Raw genomic sequence first — 21310 nt, forward strand, 5'->3', positions numbered from 1 at the left:
CGCTCCAGGTCAAGGGCGCCTGCGAAGATTCCTCGCGGGCGGGCGGTCCCGGTGCTGCTTCCCGGTCGCGCGCGGGTCCCTCACCGCGGCGAGGACGCCTGCCGTCTCTCGCGCAGGGTCGCGACGGTACGTTCGCACCAGTCGCGGTTGCCTTCCTCGAAGGCCAGACCGCGCAGGCAGGTCAGGTACGGGCCGATCCGGTCGCCGTCGCGCAGGAACTCCTCCTCCGTACGGTCACCGCGCATACCGCGCAGCAGCTTGCCGAAGAGATCGATCCTGGCGCGGGCGAAGGCGGCGCGCTCGGTGAGCTGCGCGACGAGCGCCGTGGTGTCGACGTGGTCCGCCGCCTGGACCTTGACGAGCAGGTCGTCACGGATGAAGGACGGTTTCGTGGACGCGGCCGTGAACTCCTCCAGCTCCGCCAGGCCGGCGTCGGTCACGCGGAACAGACGCTTGTTGGGCCGGCTCTCCTGGACCACCTCCCGGCCGCTCACCAGCCCGTCCCTCTCCAGGCGGGTCAGCTCGGCGTAGAGCTGCTGCGGCTGGGCGTACCAGAAGTTCGCGACCCCCAGATCGAACGCCTTGGCCAACTGGTAGCCGCTGAGCTCCTCGTCGAGCAGCGCGGCCAGCACCGCGTGCCGTAGCGCCATCCCCATGCCTCCTCTCCCGTTCCGGTGCCGTCCATGACCTGGCTCTGTCACCCGACGCCCGGCCATGATAGTCATGAATCTGACTAGTCAGATTCATGACTATGGATTTGTGGACGGACTATGGAGGCCAGCAAGCCATGAACACCGCCGACCGTTTCCGGGCCGCCGTGGACCGCCGTGACCTCGCGGCGCTGGACGACCTGTTCACCGACGACATCCGCCTGTACAGCCCGGTGAAGTTCACGCCCTTCCTGGGCAAGCCGATGGTCATGGGCCTCTTCGGGGTGCTGCTGCGCACCTTCGAGGACTTCCGCTACGTCGGCGACTGCGTCGGCACCGTGCTGACCGGTGCCGACGGCTCGCCCGCCGACGCGGCGGTCCTGGTCTTCCGCGCCGGGATCGAGGGCAAGGAGATCCACGGCATCGACCTGCTGCACTTCGACCAGGACGGCCGGATCAAGGAGTTCACCGTCATGGTCCGCCCGCAGTCCGCGGTCCACGCCCTCGGCGAGGCGGTCCTCGCGGGCCTGGTCGCGGACGGTCTCGCGCCGGCCTGACGTGGCACGAGGCCGACGCGGGAGCGGGTGTCCGCAGGCCCACGCGAAAGGCGGTCCCGTCGTCCGGGCCCGCCGGGGCGAGGTGTGGCGTTCGGTGATCGTCCTGCCTACGATCCCAGGATGGCTGGAATGTCGATCGTCGTGTGCCTGCCCGGTTCGGCTGCGGGAAGCGTGGACGAGGCGGTCGCGGAGGCGATGGCACCCTTCGCGCGGGACGGCGTGGGTGCCGTGGAACGGGAGGTGTGGGACTCCTTCCGGATCAGCGGCGGGTCCGCGGGCCTGCCGGTACTGGCCGGCCACCAGGACGACCCGCGGCTGATCATGGGACGTCCCTGGTGGGACGGCACTCCGGAGCCCGTTCTGCCGGGCATGTGTGCGGGCGGGCCGAGAGGGCTGATCGATTTCAGCGATGCCCTCCGGGCGAGGGGTGCCGAGCACGCGGGTCGCGTCTGGGATCAGTGGCGGGAAGTGGCCTCCCGCCACCCTGCCGCGGACGACGAGTCGGTGTTCTTCCACCGTCACCTCGCCGCCGGCGGCACCCACGCCTCGTACGAAACGTCACAGGAAGCCGCCGCCTACCGTGCCCAGCCGGCCGTCCGCGCCTGGGCCGAGATCGCACCGGCATTGGCCCGGCCGGACATCGCGGCCCACTTCTCCTTCGACGGGCAGGCGATCCACATCGGCCGCCGCGGCCGTGAGGAGTACGTCGCGAAGTGGGAGTTCAGCCTCCTGCCCGAGCGCAACGTGCTGACCGCGGGCGGATGGTGGTACGAACCGGGTGAGGCGCCCCTGCACGGCGCATGCCGCACTCCCGCCGATTGCGTCCACGCGCCGGACGTCGACGAGGGGCGCCCGGGCGTCCAGTCCTACCTCCTCGCACTGCCCGCCGACACGCTGCTGGTCAACGTACGCTGCCACGTCTGACCCGCCCGACCCCCCCAGGACGCCTGCCCGTGCGCAGCGGCGTCCGCGGGAGGTGCGGGTACCGGCCCAGCACTTCGGCAGGGCCTGCGAGAGCGGTCCGCAGTCACGGGCGCCCCGAGCGTCCGCGCGCGGTGACGAGGAGGCCTTCCGCGTCGGTGCCGCGGTCCCCCGGGGACAAGTGCTTCGCGGAACCGGCCGCGTTGTGCCTAGGCTGTGCCCTCGGCCGTGACCGTCGGAGGGGGACATCGGTGAGTGGGAAACGCGTCGCGCACGACGCCGGCGGGCAGCGGGCCGGTCACACGGGGGACGCCCGCGCATGAACAAGGCACCATCACGTTCCGACGCACCGTCCGTCCGCATCGGTTTCCTCGCCCCGCTGAGCAGCCCCGGCTGGACCGAGGCGGGCCGGCACCTTGTCGCCGGAGCCGAACTGGCCGCCGGGGAGATCAACGACGCCGGAGGGGTCGCCGGACGGCCCGTCGAACTGCTGGTCAGGGACACCGCGGCGGATCCCCGTACGGCGACGGCCGCCGTGGACGAACTGGCGGGTCTGGGGGTGGCCGCGCTGGCGGGGGAGTACCACAGCGTGGTCGCCCGCGCCGCGGCCGCCAGGGCCGACACCCTCGGACTGCCGTACCTCTGCTCGTCGGCGGTCCTCGACACGCTGACCGAGCAGCCGACGCCATGGGTCGCACGCCTCGCCCCGGCGCAGTCCCACGGCTGGCGTACCTACGCCGGCTTCCTCCTCGGCGCGGGTCACACCCGCATCGCCGTGGCGACGCAGCCGAGCGTCTACTGGGCGTCGGGAACCGGCATCCTGCGGGACTGCCTCGCGCCGCACGGCGGCACCGTCGTCGAGCTCGACACCGGTGCGCACACGCCCGCCGAGCTGTGCGACCAGCTCGTCGCGCACCGTGTGTCCGCTCTCCTCCTGCTCGCAGGTCACCCGGAGCCGGCCGTGTCCGTCGTCCGGTCCGTCCGCCGCGACCCCCGCCTTGCCGGTCTCCTGATCGGCGCGCCCGCCGGACAACCGGAGTTCGCCGAATGGGCGGCGCTGCTCGGGACCGAGGGCGCCGGCATCCCGTTCCTGCGCTATCTGCCGGAGCGTCTCGGCCCGCTGGGCGCACGCGTCGACACGGCCCTCCGCGGGCAGCTGGCCGAAGCTCCGTCCTTCGTCGCCTTCGAGGGCTACGACACGATCGTCGCCCTCGCCGGACTGCTCCGTGCGCACGGCGCGGAACACGGGGCGGACGAGTCCGCACCCTGGGAGCACGTCACGGTGGACGGCACCCGCGGACGGATCCGCTTCTCCCGCACGCCCGGCATCGGCGTGTGGCAGTGGACCTGGCCTCCGGTGCAGGTGGTGGACCGGGACCCGGCCGGAGCCGACCGCTTCCGGATCCTCCACGTCGGCTGAACGCACCGCGGTGCGCCCGCGGTGACGGCGGCCGGGGCCGAGGCGGCGGACCCGGACAGGTAAGTCAAGCCTTACTTTCGCGGGAATCCGCCTGCACAGTGGAGGCCCCGCCGAGGAAGGAAGGCCCCCGTTGCCGCAGTTCGATGAGGATGCCGCCCGGCAGGTCGCCGTGGAGCAGGCCCACGTACGCGCCATGTACCAGCTGCTCGACGAGCAGAGGGCGGACGTGCGGGGCCGGCTCGCGGACGTGCTGAGGTCCTCGGCCGACGGCGCGGGCGAGGTGTACGAGCGCGACGCGGCCGCGGAGCGACTGGCGCGGCAGCTCCGGCGGCTCGAAGGGGCCGAGGGCGGGCTGGCGTTCGGCCGGATCGACGACGCGGACGGAACCTTCCTGCACATCGGACGGCTCGGCCTCCACGTCGACGAACGGGACCTGCCGCTGCTCGTCGACTGGCGAGCACCGGCGGCGCGTCCCTTCTACGCGGCGACGGCGGCCCACCCGATGCGGCTGCGGCGCCGCCGCCACCTGCGCGTCGTCGACCGCTCGGTCCACGCGGTGAACGACGAGCTGCTGGACGGATCCGCACCCGCGGCCGGCGACGTCGTCGGCGACGGCCCGCTGACCGAGGCGCTGGAGGCGCGGCGCACGGGGCGGATGCGTGCGGCGGTGGCGACGCTGCAGGCCGAACAGGACGCCATCGTCCGGTCCGGGCACCCAGGCGTGACCGTGGTGCAGGGCGGGCCCGGCACCGGCAAGACCGTCGTCGCACTGCACCGGGCGGCGTACGTCCTGTACGCCTTCCCGCGGGCCGCCGAGCGCGGTGTCCTGGTGCTCGGGCCCAACGCGCGGTTCCTCGACCACATATCCCAGGTGCTCCCCTCCCTCGGGGAGAACGACGTGGTCCTGTCCACGTGCGCGGATCTGGCCGGGGTGGTGCCCGCGGCCGCGGAGCCGTCCGACATCGCGCGGCTGAAGGGGGACCCCGCGCTGGCCGGCGCGCTGGCGGACCTGGTGCGGTTCCGGCAGGCGCCACCGGACGACGGGTTCGCCGTGCGCGTCGGACAGGAACGGATCCGCCTGCGGAGCGTGGACGTCGCCGCGGCGCGGCAGGCCGCGGCGACGAGCGGCCTGGCACACAACCGCGCGCGGGAGGTGTTCAAGGAGCACCTGATCGACGCGGTCACGGACGCGCTGGAGCGCGGTACCGCCGAGGCCCTCGAGCACCTCGACGCCCAGACCGCGCAGAGCACCGGCCTGGACCTCGACGCCGCCGCCGCGGCCGACCTGCGCGCCCTCGGCCTCGACGCCGATGACGCACCGGCCGCGGACCCGGCCGAGGTCTTCGACGCGGACGCCCTCCGCGCGGAACTCATGGACGACACCCACGTGGACCGGGCGGTGGACGCCCTGTGGCCGCGGCTGGCGCCCGAAGCGGTCGTCCTGGCCCTGCTGACGGACGCCCGCACGATGTCCGCGCACCTGCCGGTGCTCACCGACGGCGAACGGGCCCGGCTGCTGCGTTCTCCCGGCGCCGCGTGGACCGACGCCGACGTCCCGCTGCTGGACGAGGCGGCGGAGCTGGTCGACGGGCCACCGAAGCGGACGTTCGGACACGTCGTCGTCGACGAGGCCCAGGAGCTGACCGCCATGCAGTGGCGGATGGTGCTGCGCCGGTGTCCGGCCAGATCGATGACGCTGGTCGGCGACTTCGCCCAGGCGGGCCCCACCACGACGGCGCACGACTGGTCCCAGGCGCTGGGCCCGCACCTCGGCGACCGCTTCGTCCTGCACACCCTGACCGTCGGTTACCGCACGACGCGCGAGATCCTGGCGACCACCCACGACCTGCTCTCCCGGATCGCCCCGGGCCGGACCCCGAGCCGTTCGATCCGCCAGGGCCCTGTGCCCCGCCACCTCACCGCGTGCCCGCGCACCCTCGCCGGCACCGTGACGGGCGAACTGCGGGCGCAGGCCGCGGCACACCCCGGCGAACTGCTCGCCGTGATCTGCCCCGACGCCCGCGTCCAGGACATGGCATCCGCCGGCGCCGCCCGGTGGGCCCGCCTCGTGCCGGCGTCCGAGGCCAGGGGCCTGGAGTTCGACGCGAGTGTCGTCGTCGCGCCGGAGGAGATCGCCGCCGCCCGGGCCGGTGGTGAGCGGGACCTGTACGTCGCCCTCACCCGCGCCACCAAGAGGCTGTGCACGATCACCGTCCACCCCGCACCGCAGCCCGCCACGAGCCCGTCGGCGACGGCCTGAGCCGGTGCCCCCGCGCCCGGTAGCCTGCCGTCGTGGAAGACAGGGAAGTGTTCTCCGAAGGCAGCGAAGTGTTCCTCGGCGGGGTGAACGCGGTCGTCCGCGAGGGCGACGTGGTCCGCCGGCCGGCCGGCGAGTGGAGCCCCACCGTCCAGCGCCTGCTCGCCCATCTGGGGCGCGCGGGTTTCGCGGGCGCCCCGCGCCCGCACGGGATCAGCGCGGACGGCACGGAGGAACGCGTCGCGTTCCTGCCCGGAGAGGTCGGACACGACTTCGGCGCACCACAGGTGAGGAGCGACGCCTCGCTCACCGCAATGGCGACGCTGCTCCGCGCCTTCCACGACGCCACCGTGGACTTCCCGCGGCACCCCGACGACGTCTGGCAACTGCCGCCGCGCGAGCCGGCGGAGGTGATCTGCCACGGTGACGCCGCGACCTACAACACGGTGTTCGCCGCGGGCCTGCCGGTGGCCCTGATCGACTTCGACACCGCCCACCCGGCCCCGCGCCTGTGGGACGTCGCCTACACCGCCTACCGGTTCGTCCCGCTGTACGCACCCGACGAGGAGGCCCTCACCCTGCCGGTGTCCGAGGCGCTCCGCCGGCTCCGGCTGTTCGCCGACGCCTACGGGCTGTCCCGCGCGGAGCGGGCCGAACTGCCCGCGGTCACGGCGGAGCGGCTGAGGGCGCTGGTGGACTGGATGCACGCACACGCCGCCGCGGGCCATCCGGCGTTCGCCCGTCACGTCTCGGAGGGGCACGACCGGCGTTACCTGACCGACGCCCGGTGGATCGAGGAGACCTTCACCGGCCGGATCGTCCCGGGACCGGCGATCTGACGGCCACGGGCCCGCTGCGGGCTCCAGCCCGTTCCCCCCGCCCGCCCGGCCGGAGACGGCTCAGGATCGGGCGGGGGAGAGGGGCGGAGCCGAGCCCCGGAGGGGGTCAGGGCCGGTGCGTCCGGGCGGGGACGAAGTACTTGGTCAGCGCCCAGTCGGCGATGCGGTGCCCGACCCGGTTGCCGACGATGTCCGCCGTGCGGGTGTGGATGCCGCCGAACACCCGGGCGTCGATCACATCGCGGTCGTAGTCCGCGGCGTACTCGTAGTGCCGGGTCGACCCGCCGCGCACCGAGCGGACCGTGAAGTCGATCCGGTCGTCGCCCAGCAGCCTGGTCAACGTGCCCGTCAGCGCCCCGGCGGTGGTGGCGTGCCCGCTCAGGTAGTCGGGGTGGGCGGGGGTCGGCAGCAGCGGCTCCCAGCCGGTGTCCGGCTCGGTGTCCGGGTTGCCGTCCTGGTCCGCCAGCCGGATCGCGGTGATCGGACGCCACGTCCCGTAGTGCAGCTTGGCGTCCCAGGAGGCGACGATGCCGTCGGCCTGCGCGGAGTGCGCCGCCGCGTACAGGCGGGCCGTGTCGGCGATGTCGAAGCCGCGCCGGGCCGCCTGGTCGGCGAGGGCGCCAGGGATGTCCAGTTCGGTGAAGAAGCGCGCGGTGTCGGTCTGTTGCGGTGTACGCACCGTGCTGTCCAGCGCCCCGTACGCCTTGACCTCGGCGAGGTCCCGGGCGTAGCGGGCGGAGGCCGGCGGGGGTGGCGGGCCCGGACGGAACATGTCGGGGGAGTGGAGCAGCAGGGGGCGCATCCGGCCCAGCCAGGCGTTGGAGAAGGGGGCGAACGCCGGCGGGGTCGGCCGCCAGATCCCCGGCACGGGGGGCCGGTCGAAGGATACGGGCGCGTCGCGGCCGTCGTGCTCGCGGAGTTCGGCGAAGTGGTCGGCGGCGCGCCTGCCGAACGCGACGCCTTCCTGCTCGGCGCGGCCATCGGGGATCTTCGCCAGCGTGGCCGCGAAGGCGGCGTCGAGACGGGCCCCCGCCGCGGGGAAGTAGTGGGTGAGCAGCCGGTGGGCGGCGGCCGCGGCGGCGGCCGACGAGGACGCCTGCCGCGGCCCGTGCTCCCGCCACCGGTACGGGACGTAGCGGCCCTCGATGCCCGTCACGGCGTTGTACATGGCCGTCGCGGCGTACGCCTCCCAGAACATCCGGTCGGGAGGGGTGCCGTCCACCTCGGCCTCGATGGTGTCGGCGGCGACACGCATCCACTCGGACACCACCGCCGGGTCCCGGGTGGCCGGAGGCGCGGTGCCGTCCGCGGCGGCGGTGGCCGCCACCGGCAGTGTGGACGCGAGCGCGGCCAGGCCGACGGCCAGCCGCACTATCAGGGCGGGTGCCGCCCGTCGGGTTCTCTTCCGCATATGAGGCTCCTCGCACGAGTCCCCCCGCCGCACTCTGCCCCCGCGCCGTGGTGACCGGCAGCCCGGGAGACCCGTGGCTGGGCCGAAGGGGCGACGGAGTGCTCCGGCCGGGGCAAGGGCTGGACGGCCCTCCCCGGCCGGATCGTCAGGACCCCTCGTCGCACAGGCCCGTACGGCAGCACACCGGGAGCCAGCCGGCCGCCGTCTCGCGCACACGCCGCAGTCGCTCCCTGTCGGGTTCCACCACGGTGAGGATCTCGAAGGCGCTGCCGGCGATCCCCGGGGAGCGGTACGTCATCACCTGCCCGTGCAGCAGCCGGAGCTCTCCCCGGGCTACGTCCCGGCAGAGCTCCGGAAGGTCCAGCCCCCGCCGGGCGGAGGCGAAGTCCGAGCCCTCGCCCCCCACCAGGGCGAGGAGCAGGTCCAGGAACCACAGGCGGGCCGGCGCCGCGAGGTCCTCCGCGAGGGCCGCCAGGGCGACGGACGTCACGGCGGGAGCCGGCTCCCAGAGGTGCGTCGGACACCACACGTGCTGCTCGAGGCCGACCTCGGCCTCTACCTCGGCCCCGGCCGACTCCCGCCCCGGACCGCCGGGCGGCCGCCGCAGATCCTCCGCGACGTGCTCCGCGGTGCCGCCGCATCCGCAGAGCATGCCGCTCCAGTCGTGCCGTGCGCTCTCCACGTCGATCAGCCGCATGTCTCCCACATCCTGAAAGGCGCGCGCACCCCGGGGAGCGGCGGCTCGAAGCGACGGCGGTCGGCCGTGCCGCAGAAGCATGACACCCGGTTCCGGCCACCCCGCGGCGGGGCGGCCCGCACCTCCTACACCGCCATGGACGGCACCGTCTCCTTGGTCAGGCACACCGTGCCGTCGTCGGACGGGGGCTGGGACAGGTACCCCTCGCTCAGGTAGAGACGGATGTTCCGTTCGCTGCCGACCCCCGTGTGCATCACCACGCGGGTGCACTCCGGGTCGATGCCGGTCTCCGCGGTGCGCAGCAGCCAGCGGCCCACGCCCCGGCCCCGCAGGTCGGGCACGACGGCGAGACGGCCCACATGCCAGTCGGAGTCGACCCGCCGGGTCCGCACCATGCCGAGCAGCCGCCCGTCCCGCCACAGGCCCGTGGTGTGCCAGGACGCCATCCACTCGCGGACCCGCTCCGGGGACTCGTGCAGCGCCGGGATGTCCAGGCTGTTGTTGACCAGGGCCTCCTCCACCCAGCAGCAGCGCTGCAGCACCGTCACCTCGGCGGCGTCGTCGGGCGTCAGCGCGCGCAGGTAGGAGCCCGGCAGCGGGCCGGCCGTCACGCCGGGACGCGACCGCTCGCGCAGCGGGCGCAGGGCGTGGGAGACCCGGACCAGTTCCTCCAGCACCCCGACCGCCGTCTCGGCGGCAGCCTCGCCGGGACGGACCAGCCCGTCCCGCACCGTGTCGCCGATGCGCAGCGCGAGCGTGGAGCCCAGGGGCACCAGGCGCAGGGTGGTCACGACCTGCTTGGCGTGCTGCACCGAACGCGTCCCCGCCGAGGTGTGTCCGTAGCTGACGAAGCCCATCGGCTTCCACGCCCACTCGCGGCCCAGGTGGTCGAGCGCGTTCTTCAGGGTCGCGGGCATCCCGTAGTTGTACTCCGGCGTCACCACGATGAAGCCGTCCGCCGCGTCCACCAGCGCGCTCCAGCGCTTGGTGTGTTCATGGGCGTAGATGCCCGAGGACGGCTCCTCCTCCTCGTCGAGGAAGGTCAGGCCCAGGTCGCCGAGGGACAGGGGCACGAGTTCGACGTCGAGTTCGGCGGCGCGGGCCTCGATCGCCCCGGTCAGCCACTTGCCGATCGCCGGGCCGAGGGCGCCGGGACGGGTGCTGCACACCAGGACGATGACGCGGATCGTTTTCGTTGACATAGAAATGAACCTAGGGAGTAGATTGGTTCCATGTCAACGAAAACGTCGGCCGACACCGTGAACTGGCTGGATCCTGACGAGGAACGGGCCTGGCGGGCCTACCGCCGGACGGTGACCGCCGTGCAGGCCGCGACGGCGCGCGACCTGGCCGCGGTAGGGCTGTCGGACCCCGACTACGAGGTGCTCAGCACCCTGTCCGAGCGGCCGGACCACACGAGCACGCTGCGGGAACAGGCCGGCAAGATGCGATGGTCGCGCAGCCGGCTCTCCCGGCACGCCACCCGCATGGAGGCGCGCGGCCTTCTGCGGCGCGAGCCGGACCCCGCGGACGGCAGGGGCTGCTTCCTCGTCCTCACCGACCACGGGCTCCGCACGCTGGAGGACGCCGCCCCGGCCCACATGGCCTCGGTCCGGCGCCATTTCATCGACCGCCTCTCACCCGAGGACCTTCGCGCGGTCGAACGCATCGCCGGGAAACTGAGAGACGCCGACGACTGACCGGCGCGGGTGGACGAGGGCGCCGACGAACCGGGTCACCGCGCCTGCGAGACGGCCCAGTCGAGCACGCGGTCGGCGACCTGCTGCCAGCCGGGCGCCGCGGGCAGCAGGTGCGGCATGCCCGCGACCTCCTCGATCTCGGTGACCGTGTCGGACGTGTAGTGGCGGGCGTTGGACCGCTGGACCTGGGGCGGCATCAGGTGGTCCTTCCCGGCGGAGACGAACAGCAGCGGTGCGCGGGCGTCGTTGCGGTAGTCGACGTACGTGCTGTGGTGGCCGGGACGCAGGGTGGCCAGGGCGCTGTCCCAGAAGATGCCTCCGGAGGCGGGGATCGCGTACCGCTCGTACAGCGCCCGGGAGTCCTCCTCGGAGAAGGTGTTGGTGAAGGCGTAGTGCCACTGCCCGGCGGTCAGCGCGACCGCGCGGTGCCGGTTGGCCGGGTTCCTCAGGACCGGGAAGGCCGCCTTGATCTGCGTCGGCGGCAGGACGGCGACGCCTTCCGTGGGCGCGGAGCAGAGCGCCACGCCGGCCGCTCCGTGGCCGCGGTCGAGCAGCAGCTGGACGAAGACGCCGCCGGCGGAGTGGCCGATCAGCACCGGAGGCCGGTCCAGGCCGCGGACCAGGGTCTCCAGGCTGCCGACGATCTGGTCGACGGTGACCTTCTCGATGGGGGCGGGGTCGGCGTTGAGGGCCTCGACCTCCCCCTCGAAGCCGGGATAGGCGGGCGCGAGGACACGGTAGCCCCGCTTCTCGTAGTGGTCGATCCAGTGCTCCCAGCTGCGGGGGGTCACCCAGAAGCCGTGGATCAGGACGACGGTGTCCGGAGTGCTCATGCCTGCCGGTCCTTCCGGAGGAAGGGGTCAGCGGGTGGCGCGGTACGCGGCTTCGATCTGCCGCACGACGAGGTCCGGCCGGGACATCATCACCACGTGCGAGGCTCCCTTCGCCTCGACGGTCCTGCTCCCGGCGCGCTCGGCCATGAACCGCTGCACGGCCGGCGGGATGACACGGTCCGCGCCGGCCACCACGTACCAGGACGGCAGGGACCTCCACGCCGGCACACCGCTGGGCCCGGACAACCCGCCCAGGCTGCCCGGACGCTGCGACACCGCCATCACCGCGGTGGTAGCGGGCGGCAGGTCCTGGGCGAAGACGTCGTGGAACTTCGCCGGGTCGATGTAGCCGTCGTTGTCGGTTCCGCCGGGCAGCGGCCGGGTCAGGAGCGCGCCCTCCAGCTCGCTGCCCGGGAACCTTCCGGCCAGCTGCAGCGCGCTCTCGCCCTCGTCGGGCGCGAAGGCGGCCACATAGACCAAGGCCTTGACGTGGTCGTGGCCACGGGCGGCGTTGGTGACGACCACCCCGCCGTAGGAGTGGCCGACCAGGATGACGGGGCCGGGCAGGGTGGCGACGACCGAGGAGACGTACGCGGAGTCACCGGCCGGGTCGCGCAGGGGATTGGCCGGGGCGATGACCTGGTGACCCGCTTTCAGCAGCCGGGCGGTGACGGCGTTCCAGCCGGACGCGTCGGCGAACACGCCGTGGACGAGGACGACGGTCGCACCTGTGGCACCACCGGCACCGGCACCGGAGCCGGAGGAGGCCGCGGTGGGCGTGGCGGACCTGGCGGCCGCCGCGGGCGTCGCGGCGGCGCCGAGCGTGAGGGCGCCGCCCGCCGCGATCAGCCCGCCGAGCACTCGGCGGCGTGGGTGACCTTCGGGAATCATCGGCAGGGTCCCTTCCGGGGTCGGGAGTCGGGCGGGCCGGGCATTCCCGATCGTTCACCGAAGCGGCGGGACGTCCATCAGGCGCGCCGGTGACCACCGTGAGTGTTCACGGCGCGGCCACCGATCGGGTGACGGTACCGGTGCGGCGGGCTCGCACCACCAAGCCCGCGGTAACGCGGCTTCCGGTGGCTCACCCCGCCGCCGCACCGATGTGGGCGAGCACCCTTCCGGCGCCATCCTCCGCGGCGACCTGGCGGGCGAGCTCCGCGGCGCGGCGGCGGTGGGCCGGCTCGGACAGGCAGGCCGTGATCGCCGCGCCGAGGGCCTCGGCGGTGAGGTCCTGGAACGGCAGAGGCCGCGGGGCCACCCCCAGCCGGTGCAGCCGGGACGCCCAGAACGGCTGATCGGTCAGGACCGGCACGGGCACAGCGGGCACTCCCGCCCGCAGACCGGCCCCGGTGGTGCCCGCCCCGGCGTGGTGCACGACGGCGGCGGTGCGGGGGAACAGCCAGTCGTGAGGGACGTCGCCGACGGCCAGGACGTCGTCACCGTCGGCGCACAGTCCGGCCCACCCCGCCTGCACCACCGCGCGCACACCCGCCCGTTCCACCGCCGTGGCCACCAGCTCGCCGAGCCGTTCCCCCTGACCCGCCGCCATGCTGCCGAACCCGATGAACACCGGGGGAGGACCGGCCTGGAGGAAGTCGAGGAGCCCCGCCGGGGGTTCCCAGTGGTCGGGCCGCGCGGGCCACCAGTAGCCCGCCACCTCGACGTGGGACGGCCAGTCCGCGGGGCGGGGCACCACCGACGGGCTGAAGCCGTGGAAGACCGGCCGGACGTCCGTCGGCGTCGACGGCTCGGCGGGCGACAGCCCGAACTCGGCGCGCAGCCGGGCCACCGCCCCCGCGAGGAGTCCTTCCGCGCTCCGCAGCACCGCCCGGCCCGCGGCCAGGTTGTCCGCCGGTTCCGGGCCGCCGCCGCGCGCGCCACCGGGCAGCGGGAACTCCCGCGTGGCGAACTGCGGTGCGAGGTAGGTGCCGATCACCGGGACGCCCAGCGCCTCGCCCGCGGCCCGGCCGAGCGGCGCCGGGCCGAAGGCGGTCAGCACCAGGTCGGTGCCGTCGGCCGCGGCTTCCCGCACCCCGTCGGCGATCCCGTCGACGTACGCCCTGTTCAGCGCCCGGACCTCCTCGCGCGACGCGGCCCGGGACCACCTCCGGATCAGCTCCCTCGGGTCTCCCGGCACCGGGTGATGGGCGAGGCCGCACCCGCCGATCAGGGGGCCGAAGGCCGGGTGGGCGGCCACGGTGACCTGATGGCCCGCGTCCAGCAGACGCCGCCCGAGACCCGTGAAGGGCGCGACGTCCCCCCGCGAACCGGCGGTGATGATCAGAACGCGCACGCGGTGCTCCTCCTCGACGACTGCGGCCCGGTCACGGGCCCGCACCCCGAGAGCGAACCACGCGGGCCGCACGGAAATCCGGTGGATCCGCCGCCGCGGGCGCAGCACAATCCCGGTGGACCGGTGACAGCCGGTGCGGTGTGGAGAGAGGGAACCGCTTGGACGTCTTCGTGTGCGCCGGATGCGGCGCGGAACTGACGGCGCCGGTCTCCCGGGTCGCCCTCCCCGTCCACACCCACCACGGGGCCTGGGAGGAGCTCCATCCGCCCCTGATGGAACCCGCCACGTACGCCGTCGACCCCCGGCCCACCGGACCGCCCTGGCGGCGGTGGGAGGAGGTCGGCGAGGAAGCGGCCGCCCGGCAGGGCGTGTACACGCGGGTGTACTCCGTCTCCTTCGGCGCGCGGAACAGGATCGTGATCGCCCCCGGCGACTCCCGGTCCATGACCCTGATCCCCGACAGGTGCGACGGCTACTGCCGGGGCGTGGACGGCAGGGCCGGTCCCAACCTGGCGTGCGAGGGGTGCGGGCGGGCGGTGGCGACCCGCATGGACGACTGCGGGATGTGGCAGACGGTGTGGCTCGAGCCCGACGCCGTCGTGCGCCGCCCCTCGGGACGCCCGGCCGGTCCGCCCCCCGGCTGGGACGACCTGCGCGACCCCGAGCACCGCGTCCCGCCCGTCGAGCCCGACGGGTCGTTGAGCCGTCGCTGGGAGGCGGCGCTCGGGGTCGCGCTGGCCCATCTCGTGGCGGTCACCGAGGACCGTCCGGTGGTCCTGCCCGCCGGCCCCGTGTCCGACCTGTTCGGCCACGCCGTCGCCCGGTGCCTGCCCGCCGGGCCCGGTGCCCGGTCGGTGGGACTGGCCGGACCGGGGATCCACCCGCCGCCGCCCCGCCCCGACGTCCTCCTCGTCCCCCGCCACCCGCTGACGGGCGCGCCCTGGCGTCCGCCGGGCGACGACGGTGCCGTGGTGCCGCTGGACAGCGGGGTCTGGGCCTACCTCGTCCACCCGGGCGAGACCTCGCCGGTGCCCGCCACCGGGCTGCTCCCGGAGGGTGTCCTGCGTGACGACTACCCCCTGCCGCCGTGCCCAGGAGACCGGCCCATGCCCCACCGCCGCGCCTTCGCGGACACCCTGGCCGGACTGCCCGAGATCCGCTCGCCCCGGCTGCGCAGGTTCCGCGAGGGGGACCGGTAGTCCCCGTGCGGTTACGGGGAGGGGCGGTCCGGCGCGCGGGGACCACGGGGCGCGGGACGGCCGGTCCGGCTACCCCCGCCAGCCGCGCAGCCGCTCCGCCGCGCCGTACACATCGGTCTTGTACGTCCGTACCTGGGCCACCAGCTCCGGCAGCGCACCGGGCGGTGCGTCCACCGCCTCGCCCGCCTGCGCCATGTACTCCACCGCGGTGAGGGCGGCGAAGAAGGAATTGCGCGCGGGCAGCGGCTCCTCGCGCGCGATCGTCACGAGCAGGGCCGCGGCGCGCCAGGCGTTGTCGGGCTCGTAGCCGATCCGTGGCGTGTTGACCCGGTGGCGCTGGACGGCGGCGGCGAGCGCGGAGTAGTCGGCCACGTCCAGCTCGCGCGGCATCAGCAGCGCCTGACGCTCCAGCAGCCACGCCAGGTCGATCAGAAGCTCCATCAGGCGGCGTCGGCCCCGGCGCCGCGCGGGGTGAGGGCCGGTTCCTCGTCGGGGAACGCCTCGGCGAACTCCTCGGCGTGCTGCCGCACCCACACCGCGGCGCGGGCCAGCGACGCCGGGTCGGAGAGCCGGGGATCGCGCAGGGCGGCCTCGGTCAGGATGGCGGTCACGGTGCTGCCCTCCCGGGACGCCCGCTCCTGGAGCCTGGCGTGCACCTCGTCGGGGACGCGGATGGTCACGGACTTCGACATGCGTCCAGCGTACAGCGGATGCTGTACGTGGGGGAGGGCGTCGGTTCGGGCGCGGTGCGGGTACCCGGGCGGGCGACGAGTTCCGGCCGGGCCGCCGGCGCGTACCGGCGACCACGGCGGGCGCCGCCGGACGCCCCCTGACCGGGCGCCGGCGCCCCGTCGGGCCGGACACCACGCCCCGTCGGGCCGGACACCACGCCCCGTCGGGCCGGACACCAGGAGGACACCATGACGCCCATGCCCGACGACCCGTCCGCCATACTCCCCGGCCGTCCGCCCGTCGTCGGCCTCGAGGCCTGGCAGGAGGCCCGCGACGAGCTGTTGCTTCGGGAGAAGGCCCACACCCACGAGGGCGACGCCATCGCCGCGGCCCGCCGCCGGCTGCCGATGGTGGAGTTCGACGGCACGGCCGAGGTCGTCGGACCCGACGGCCCCGTCCCGTTCCTGGACCTCTTCCAGGGCCGCGAGGAGCTCGTGGTGTACAAGCACATGTGGTACGACGACGCGCCGCCCCAGGGCCAGTGCGAGGGCTGCACCACCACGGCCTGGCACCTCAAGGACGCCGTCTACCTCAACGCCCGCGGCGTCTCGTTCGCCGTCGTCACCACCGGCCGGTGGGAGGAGGTGGCCGCCTACGTCCGGTTCATGGGCTACGCGCAGCCCTGGTACTCGGTGCGCGACGCCGGGGAGCCGGTCGGCGGCAGGATGGGCTACCTCGCCTCCTACCTCCGCGACGGCGACCGCGCGTTCCTCACCTACTCCACGACGGGCCGGGGCACCGAGCGGGCCAACGGCTCCATGGGCCTGCTGGACATGACGCCCTACGGCCGCGGCGAGGCGTGGGAGGACAAGCCGGAGGACCGGCCCGAGGGGCGCGAGCCGTGCTGGTACTGGCGCACGGACGCGCAGGGGCACGCGACCTGGGGCCCGACCAGCCGCCCGGTGCCGCAGTGGACACGCCCCGGCGCGACCCCCGTGGAGACCCTCGGCCGGCACGGCCCCTACCACTGAGCCGCCCCGCGGGAGCCCTTCTGCGTGAGCCCCCTCGGCGGGAGCCCTCCGCATGAGCCCCCTCGGGGCGAGCCCTCCGCGGGAGCCTCCGCGAGGCCGCGTCATCAGGAGGACTCCCGCACCACCAACTCGGTCGGCAGGGTCAGCCGCTGCCGCTCCGCGTCGGCCTCGCCGATCTCGGAGAGCAGGATCCGGGCCATCGCCCGGCCGACCTCCTCCACCGGCTGACGCACCGTGGACAGCGGCGGGTTGGTGTGCCGGGCGAGAACGGAATCCTCGAAACCGACCACGGCGACGTCGTCCGGGACCCGCCGCCCCTGACGGCGCAGCTCGGCCAGCGCGCCGACCGCCATGAGGTCGGACGCGGCGAAGACGGCGTCCAGGGCGGGCGCGCGTTCAAGAAGCGAACGCATCGCCCGGCGGCCGCCCTCCTCCGAGAAGTCCCCCGCCTCGACCAGGGATTCGTCGGCCGTGCGCCCCGCCTGTTCGTGGGCGCGGCGCCAGCCGGCGAGCCGGGAGTGCCCGACGTCCATGTCCAGGGAACCGGTGATCGTCGCGACCCGGACGCGCCCCCGCCGCAGCAGGTGCGCGACCGCCTCGGTGGCGCCGCCGAGGTTGTCGGACGTGACGTAGCTGAGTCTCTCGTCCTCACCGCGCCGGCCCGCCAGCACCGTGGGCAGCCCCATCTCCTCGAGCATGGCGGCCAGCCGCTCCTGCACCCGGACCGACACCAGCAGCACCCCGTCGACGCGGCGCGTCGCGATCGAGGACGTCAACTGGTCCCGCTCCGACTCGTCGCGGACCAGGACCAGTTGGAGCTGCGTGCCGGTCTCGGTGAGCACCCCGCTGACGCCGCGGATCAGCGCGGCGAAGAAGGGTTCGGAACCGAGCCGGCTCTCCGACTCGGGGATCACCAGTGCCACCGCCTCGGTGCGGTTGGTCACCAGTCCGCGAGCGACCGAGTTCGGAACGTAGTTGAGCTCCTTGATCGCCTCCAGGACCCTGGCCCGCGCCTCCGCGCTGACGAGTTCCGAGCCGTTGAGGACGCGGGACACCGTCGTGCGCCCCACTCCGGCCCGGGCGGCGACGGTCTTGATCGTAGGCGGACGGCGCTCCGACATGCACTTCTCCCTCGGCGAGCGCGGCGTGGCCGCGTACATGATCGGCGCAATTGTGGCAGACGCCGGGGCGCCCGCGATCCACCGGGCGAACACCCCGACGCGGCCCGCCGAGTGAACCGCGGACCGGCTTTCGGCAACAAGTTGCTTTCACGTTATTGACATGAGCGTTTCTTAGTACGAGTGTTCCAACCGCCGGTGGGAACGTTCCCACCGCGCTGTGGGAACGTTCCCACCCGGCGATCCGACGTGTTCCTCCCGGACCGTCCGCTTTGCCGCAGTCATGAACAACTCGTAACTCCGGTGCGTCAGCGCCGTCGCTTGGAGGCAGAAACATGACCACTGTCAACCGGTCGTCGCGTACGAGAGCGGTCGCGCTCGTCGCGGCGGTCAGCGCGATCTCGCTCCTCGCAGGCTGCGGCGGCGACGACGACTCCGTCACGGGCGGCGGCAAGAAGGACGGCAAAACCGTCATCACCATGGGCATGTACGGGGTGATGGGCTTCAAGGAGACCGGGCTCCTCGAGCAGTACGAGAAGGAGAACCCCGACGTCGACATCCAGGCCGAGGTGGCCGGTGACGAGCAGACCTACTACACCGCGCTGCAGACCAAGCTCGCCGCCGGCAAGGGCCTGAAGGACATCCAGGGCATCGAGATCGGCCGCGCCAAGGAGGTCGTCGACACCCAGGCCGACAACTTCGCCGACTTCAAGGGCATGGCGGACACCGACCACTTCCTGCCCTGGAAGCAGTCGCAGATCACCACCAAGGACGGCAAGGTCCTCGGCCTGGGCACCGACATCGGCCCGATGGCCGTCTGCTACCGCAAGGACCACTTCGAGGCCGCCGGCCTGCCCACCGACCGCGAAGAGGTCGCCAAGCTGTGGGAGGGCGACTGGAACAAGTTCGTGGAGGTCGGCAAGACCTTCAAGAAGAACTTCAAGGGCGACAAGGTCGCCTACATGGACGCCTCCAGCGGCCTGTTCAACGCCATGATCTACGGCCACTCCGAGCAGTTCTACAACGCCCAGGGCGAGCTGATCTACCAGGACAACCCGGTCGTCAAGGAGGCGTGGAACCTCGCGGCCGACGCCGCCGAGGCCGGCCTGTCCGCCAAGCTGCGCCAGTTCCAGCCCGGTTGGGACCCCGGTCTGTCCAACGGCACCTTCGCCACGACCGTGTGTCCGGCCTGGATGCTCGGCCACATCGGCGAGAAGGCCGGTGACAAGAACAAGGGCAAGTGGGACGTCGCCAAGGCCCCCAAGGGCGCCAACTGGGGCGGATCCTTCCTCGGCGTGGTCGAGAAGAGCCCGGTGAAGGAGGAGGCCAAGAAGCTCGTCGCCTGGCTCACCGCGCCGGAGCAGCAGGCCCACATCTTCGAGAAGCAGGGCAGCGTGCCCTCCTCCCAGGTGGCGCTGGAGAACCCGGACGTCAAGAACAGCACCTCGGAGTACTTCAGCAACGCCCCGATCGGCCAGATCTTCGGCCAGGCCGCCCAGGAGATCCCGGACGAGCAGGTCCTCGGGCGCAAGGACGGCACCATCAAGGACACCTTCTCCCAGGGGCTGACCCTGGTCGAGGAAGGCACTGCGCGTGACAAGGCGTGGCAGACCACCTCGGAGCGTATCGAGAAGGCGGTCGGCTGACCGTCGCTCCTCCCGGCCGCCCGGGCCCGCCGGTGGCACACGCCGGCGGGCCCGGGGGACCGGCTCGTACATCTGCTCTCAGGAAGGAAGTCCGGTGGCCACCTCCACCACCAACGCACAGATCGGCGAGGGACGCGAAGGCCCCGCCCCGAAGCGCGGCGCCGACAGCGACGGCCGGCGCCGGCGCGGTGCGCTGCTGCACCGGCTGGACATCAAGGGCGCGCCCTACGTGTTCGTCGCGCCGTTCTTCATCGTGTTCGCCGCGTTCAGCTTCTACCCTCTCGTGTACACCTCCTGGATCTCCCTGCACCGGGTGGAGCTGGCCACTCTGGACATGATGGAGTGGGTGGCGTTCGACAACTACGTCGAACTCTGGGGCGACTCGCGGTTCTGGAACGCGCTCGGCAACACCATCACCATCGGCGTCATCTCCACAGTGCCGCAGCTGCTGATGGCGCTCGGGCTCGCCCACCTGCTCAACTACAAGATGCGCGGCTCGCTGTTCTTCCGCGTCGCCTCGCTCGTGCCGTACGCCACCTCGGTCGGCGCCGCGGCGCTCGTGTTCACCATGATCTTCGAGCGCGACTTCGGCATGATCAACTGGGGCCTCGGCCTGTTCGGCGTCGACCCGGTGAACTGGGAGGGCGACAAGTGGCCCGCCCAGTTCGCGATCTCCACCATCGTCATCTGGCGCTGGACCGGATACAACGCGCTGCTCTACCTCGCCGCGATGCAGGCCATCCCGGCCGAGCGCTACGAGGCCGCCGCCATCGACGGGGCCTCCCGCTGGAAGCAGTTCACCAACGTCACCGTGCCCGGCATCCGCTCCACCGTGGTCTTCACCATCGTGCTGTCCACCATCGGCGCGACCCAGCTCTTCGGTGAGCCGCTGATCTTCGGCCAGGGCCCCAACGGCATCTCCGGCGGCGTGGACAACCAGTACCAGACCCTGGGCCTGCTGCTGTACGAGGAGGGCTGGAAGAACTACCAGATGGGCCGCTCGGCGACCGTCGCCTGGGCGATGTTCCTGCTGCTCCTCATCGCCTTCGCGGCCCAGGCCCTGTTCAAGCGCCTGCGCTCCCGTACGTCCTGACCAGGAGACTCTCCATGACCACAGAAAGCCTCCCGGTCGCGGCGGACGCACCGGCCGGGACCATCGCCGCGGGGAAGCCCTCCGCCGGCCGCCCGGGCCGCCTGAAGGTGCGCGGACGCGCCGGCCGCCAGCACCACGCGGGCCCGCTCGCCTACGTCCTCCTCGGGATCACGGCGCTCCTGTCGATCTTCCCGCTGTACTGGACGATGGTGGCGGCCTCGACCGACAACACCCGCGTCAGCGAGACGCCGCCGCCGTTCCTGCCCGGCCCGAACCTCTTCAGCAACCTGGCCCGCGCCTGGGACGAGGCGGCGATGGGCCAGGCGATGATCAACAGCCTGATCGTCGCCGGAGTCATCGCCATGTCCACGGTGATGTTCGCGACGCTGGCCGGGTTCGCCTTCGCCAAGCTGCGCTTCAAGGGACGCAACATCCTGCTGATGCTGGTCATCGGCACCATGATGGTGCCGCCGCAGCTCGGCGTGGTGCCGCTCTTCATGATGATGGCCGAGCTGGGCTGGTCGCAGCGACTGCCCGCCGTCATCTTCCCCACCCTGGTGAGCGCGGTCGGCGTCTTCTTCATGCGCCAGTACCTCTCGGAGGCCCTGCCCGACGAGCTCGTCGAGGCCGGCCGCGTCGACGGCGCGCACTCGCTGCGGATCTTCTGGAGCATCGTGCTCCCCATCGCGCGGCCCGCTATGGCGGTCCTCTTCATGATCACGTTCGTGCACGCCTGGAACGACTTCTTCTGGCCCTTCGTCGCACTCGACATGACCAACCCGACCGTCCCCGTCGCGCTCACCCAGCTCAGCGCCGGCTACATCCGCGACCAGTCCCTGATCATGGCGGGTGCGCTGCTGGGCACCCTGCCCCTGCTGGCGATGTTCATCGTCTTCGGCCGCCAGATCGTCAGCGGCGTCATGGCGGGCGCCGTCAAGGGCTGACGGGCGACCGTCACCCGTACCGCCACTCC

At 73.2% G+C, this 21310-nt stretch carries 21 protein-coding genes; 11 read left to right on the plus strand and 10 right to left on the minus strand.

The genetic code is table 11. The annotated features are described in order from the left end of the window. Positions 1-80: 80 nt before the first annotated feature. On the minus strand, positions 81-650 hold the full coding sequence (locus GBN72_RS07000) for a PadR family transcriptional regulator (RefSeq protein WP_151770694.1): 570 nt from the start codon (positions 648-650) through the stop codon (positions 81-83). Positions 651-787: 137 nt separating this feature from the next. On the opposite strand from GBN72_RS07000, the gene GBN72_RS07005 reads away from it, so the two are divergent. The 5 genes from GBN72_RS07005 to GBN72_RS07025 all read left to right on the plus strand — a co-directional run bounded on the left by GBN72_RS07005 (position 788) and on the right by GBN72_RS07025 (position 6644). Beyond that, on the plus strand, positions 788-1207 hold the full coding sequence (locus tag GBN72_RS07005; RefSeq protein WP_151770695.1) for a nuclear transport factor 2 family protein: 420 nt from the start codon (positions 788-790) through the stop codon (positions 1205-1207). Positions 1208-1327: 120 nt separating this feature from the next. Beyond that, a complete protein-coding gene (locus GBN72_RS07010) occupies positions 1328-2131 on the plus strand; it encodes a hypothetical protein (RefSeq protein ID WP_246212288.1) in 804 nt (267 codons plus the stop codon). A 316-nt stretch (positions 2132-2447) separates the two neighbouring features. Beyond that, positions 2448-3548, plus strand: a complete 1101-nt coding sequence (locus GBN72_RS07015; protein ID WP_151770696.1) for an ABC transporter substrate-binding protein — start codon at positions 2448-2450, stop codon at positions 3546-3548. Positions 3549-3678: 130 nt separating this feature from the next. Further along, entirely contained in the window at positions 3679-5808 is a 2130-nt protein-coding gene (locus tag GBN72_RS07020) for a HelD family protein (protein ID WP_151770697.1), read from the plus strand. 32 nt (positions 5809-5840) lie between these two features. Further along, positions 5841-6644, plus strand: a complete 804-nt coding sequence (locus tag GBN72_RS07025; protein WP_246212289.1) for a phosphotransferase — start codon at positions 5841-5843, stop codon at positions 6642-6644. A gap of 106 nt (positions 6645-6750) precedes the next feature. On the opposite strand, the gene GBN72_RS07030 is transcribed toward GBN72_RS07025, so the two are convergent. The 3 genes from GBN72_RS07030 to GBN72_RS07040 all read right to left on the minus strand — a co-directional run bounded on the left by GBN72_RS07030 (position 6751) and on the right by GBN72_RS07040 (position 9954). Next, positions 6751-8055, minus strand: a complete 1305-nt coding sequence (locus GBN72_RS07030; RefSeq protein WP_151770698.1) for a vanadium-dependent haloperoxidase — start codon at positions 8053-8055, stop codon at positions 6751-6753. A 145-nt stretch (positions 8056-8200) separates the two neighbouring features. Further along, positions 8201-8752 (minus strand): hypothetical protein, encoded by a 552-nt coding sequence (locus tag GBN72_RS07035; RefSeq protein WP_151770699.1) that lies wholly within the window; start codon positions 8750-8752, stop codon positions 8201-8203. Positions 8753-8877: 125 nt separating this feature from the next. Beyond that, positions 8878-9954: a bifunctional NAD(P)H-dependent oxidoreductase/GNAT family N-acetyltransferase gene (locus GBN72_RS07040; protein WP_151770700.1), complete on the minus strand. Its 1077-nt coding sequence runs from the start codon at positions 9952-9954 to the stop codon at positions 8878-8880. 30 nt (positions 9955-9984) lie between these two features. Between GBN72_RS07040 and GBN72_RS07045 the strand changes: the two genes are divergently transcribed. Continuing rightward, positions 9985-10452, plus strand: coding sequence for a MarR family winged helix-turn-helix transcriptional regulator (locus GBN72_RS07045; RefSeq protein ID WP_151770701.1), 468 nt, complete (start codon positions 9985-9987; stop codon positions 10450-10452). A gap of 35 nt (positions 10453-10487) precedes the next feature. Here GBN72_RS07045 and GBN72_RS07050 read toward each other — a convergent pair whose 3' ends face one another. The 3 genes from GBN72_RS07050 to GBN72_RS07060 all read right to left on the minus strand — a co-directional run bounded on the left by GBN72_RS07050 (position 10488) and on the right by GBN72_RS07060 (position 13578). Then, on the minus strand, positions 10488-11285 hold the full coding sequence (locus GBN72_RS07050; protein ID WP_151770702.1) for an alpha/beta hydrolase: 798 nt from the start codon (positions 11283-11285) through the stop codon (positions 10488-10490). A gap of 27 nt (positions 11286-11312) precedes the next feature. Further along, entirely contained in the window at positions 11313-12176 is an 864-nt protein-coding gene (locus GBN72_RS07055) for an alpha/beta fold hydrolase (protein WP_151770703.1), read from the minus strand. A gap of 190 nt (positions 12177-12366) precedes the next feature. Next, positions 12367-13578, minus strand: a complete 1212-nt coding sequence (locus GBN72_RS07060; protein WP_174887073.1) for a glycosyltransferase — start codon at positions 13576-13578, stop codon at positions 12367-12369. Positions 13579-13736: 158 nt separating this feature from the next. Between GBN72_RS07060 and GBN72_RS07065 the strand changes: the two genes are divergently transcribed. Beyond that, positions 13737-14777 carry a hypothetical protein gene (locus GBN72_RS07065; RefSeq protein ID WP_151770704.1) on the plus strand — a complete coding sequence of 347 codons (1041 nt, stop codon included), beginning with the start codon at positions 13737-13739 and terminating at the stop codon, positions 14775-14777. 69 nt (positions 14778-14846) lie between these two features. Here the strand turns inward: GBN72_RS07065 and GBN72_RS07070 are convergent, their stop codons facing one another. Both GBN72_RS07070 and GBN72_RS07075 read right to left on the minus strand, forming a co-directional pair. Beyond that, complete coding sequence (locus GBN72_RS07070) at positions 14847-15218, minus strand: toxin Doc (RefSeq protein WP_151770705.1); 372 nt, start codon at positions 15216-15218, stop codon at positions 14847-14849. After that, a complete protein-coding gene (locus GBN72_RS07075; RefSeq protein ID WP_151770706.1) occupies positions 15218-15469 on the minus strand; it encodes a hypothetical protein in 252 nt (83 codons plus the stop codon). The genes GBN72_RS07070 and GBN72_RS07075 overlap by 1 nt, the downstream gene beginning before the upstream one ends. Positions 15470-15697: 228 nt before the next feature. On the opposite strand from GBN72_RS07075, the gene GBN72_RS07080 reads away from it, so the two are divergent. Further along, entirely contained in the window at positions 15698-16480 is a 783-nt protein-coding gene (locus GBN72_RS07080; protein ID WP_151770707.1) for a DUF899 family protein, read from the plus strand. Positions 16481-16584: 104 nt separating this feature from the next. On the opposite strand, the gene GBN72_RS07085 is transcribed toward GBN72_RS07080, so the two are convergent. Further along, entirely contained in the window at positions 16585-17601 is a 1017-nt protein-coding gene (locus GBN72_RS07085; RefSeq protein WP_151770708.1) for a LacI family DNA-binding transcriptional regulator, read from the minus strand. A 332-nt stretch (positions 17602-17933) separates the two neighbouring features. Here GBN72_RS07085 and GBN72_RS07090 point away from each other — a divergent pair, with 332 nt between their 5' ends. The 3 genes from GBN72_RS07090 (at position 17934) to GBN72_RS07100 (ending at position 21281) form a co-directional block, all read left to right on the plus strand. Next, positions 17934-19244: an ABC transporter substrate-binding protein gene (locus GBN72_RS07090; RefSeq protein ID WP_151770709.1), complete on the plus strand. Its 1311-nt coding sequence runs from the start codon at positions 17934-17936 to the stop codon at positions 19242-19244. 94 nt (positions 19245-19338) lie between these two features. Beyond that, entirely contained in the window at positions 19339-20337 is a 999-nt protein-coding gene (locus GBN72_RS07095) for a carbohydrate ABC transporter permease (protein ID WP_151770710.1), read from the plus strand. Between the two features lie 14 nt (positions 20338-20351). Then, entirely contained in the window at positions 20352-21281 is a 930-nt protein-coding gene (locus tag GBN72_RS07100; protein ID WP_151770711.1) for a carbohydrate ABC transporter permease, read from the plus strand. The last annotated feature ends 29 nt before the right edge of the window (positions 21282-21310 follow it).

Origin of the sequence: Streptomyces abyssomicinicus, assembly GCF_008974245.1 — a bacterium.
Classification (GTDB): domain Bacteria; phylum Actinomycetota; class Actinomycetes; order Streptomycetales; family Streptomycetaceae; genus Streptomyces; species Streptomyces abyssomicinicus.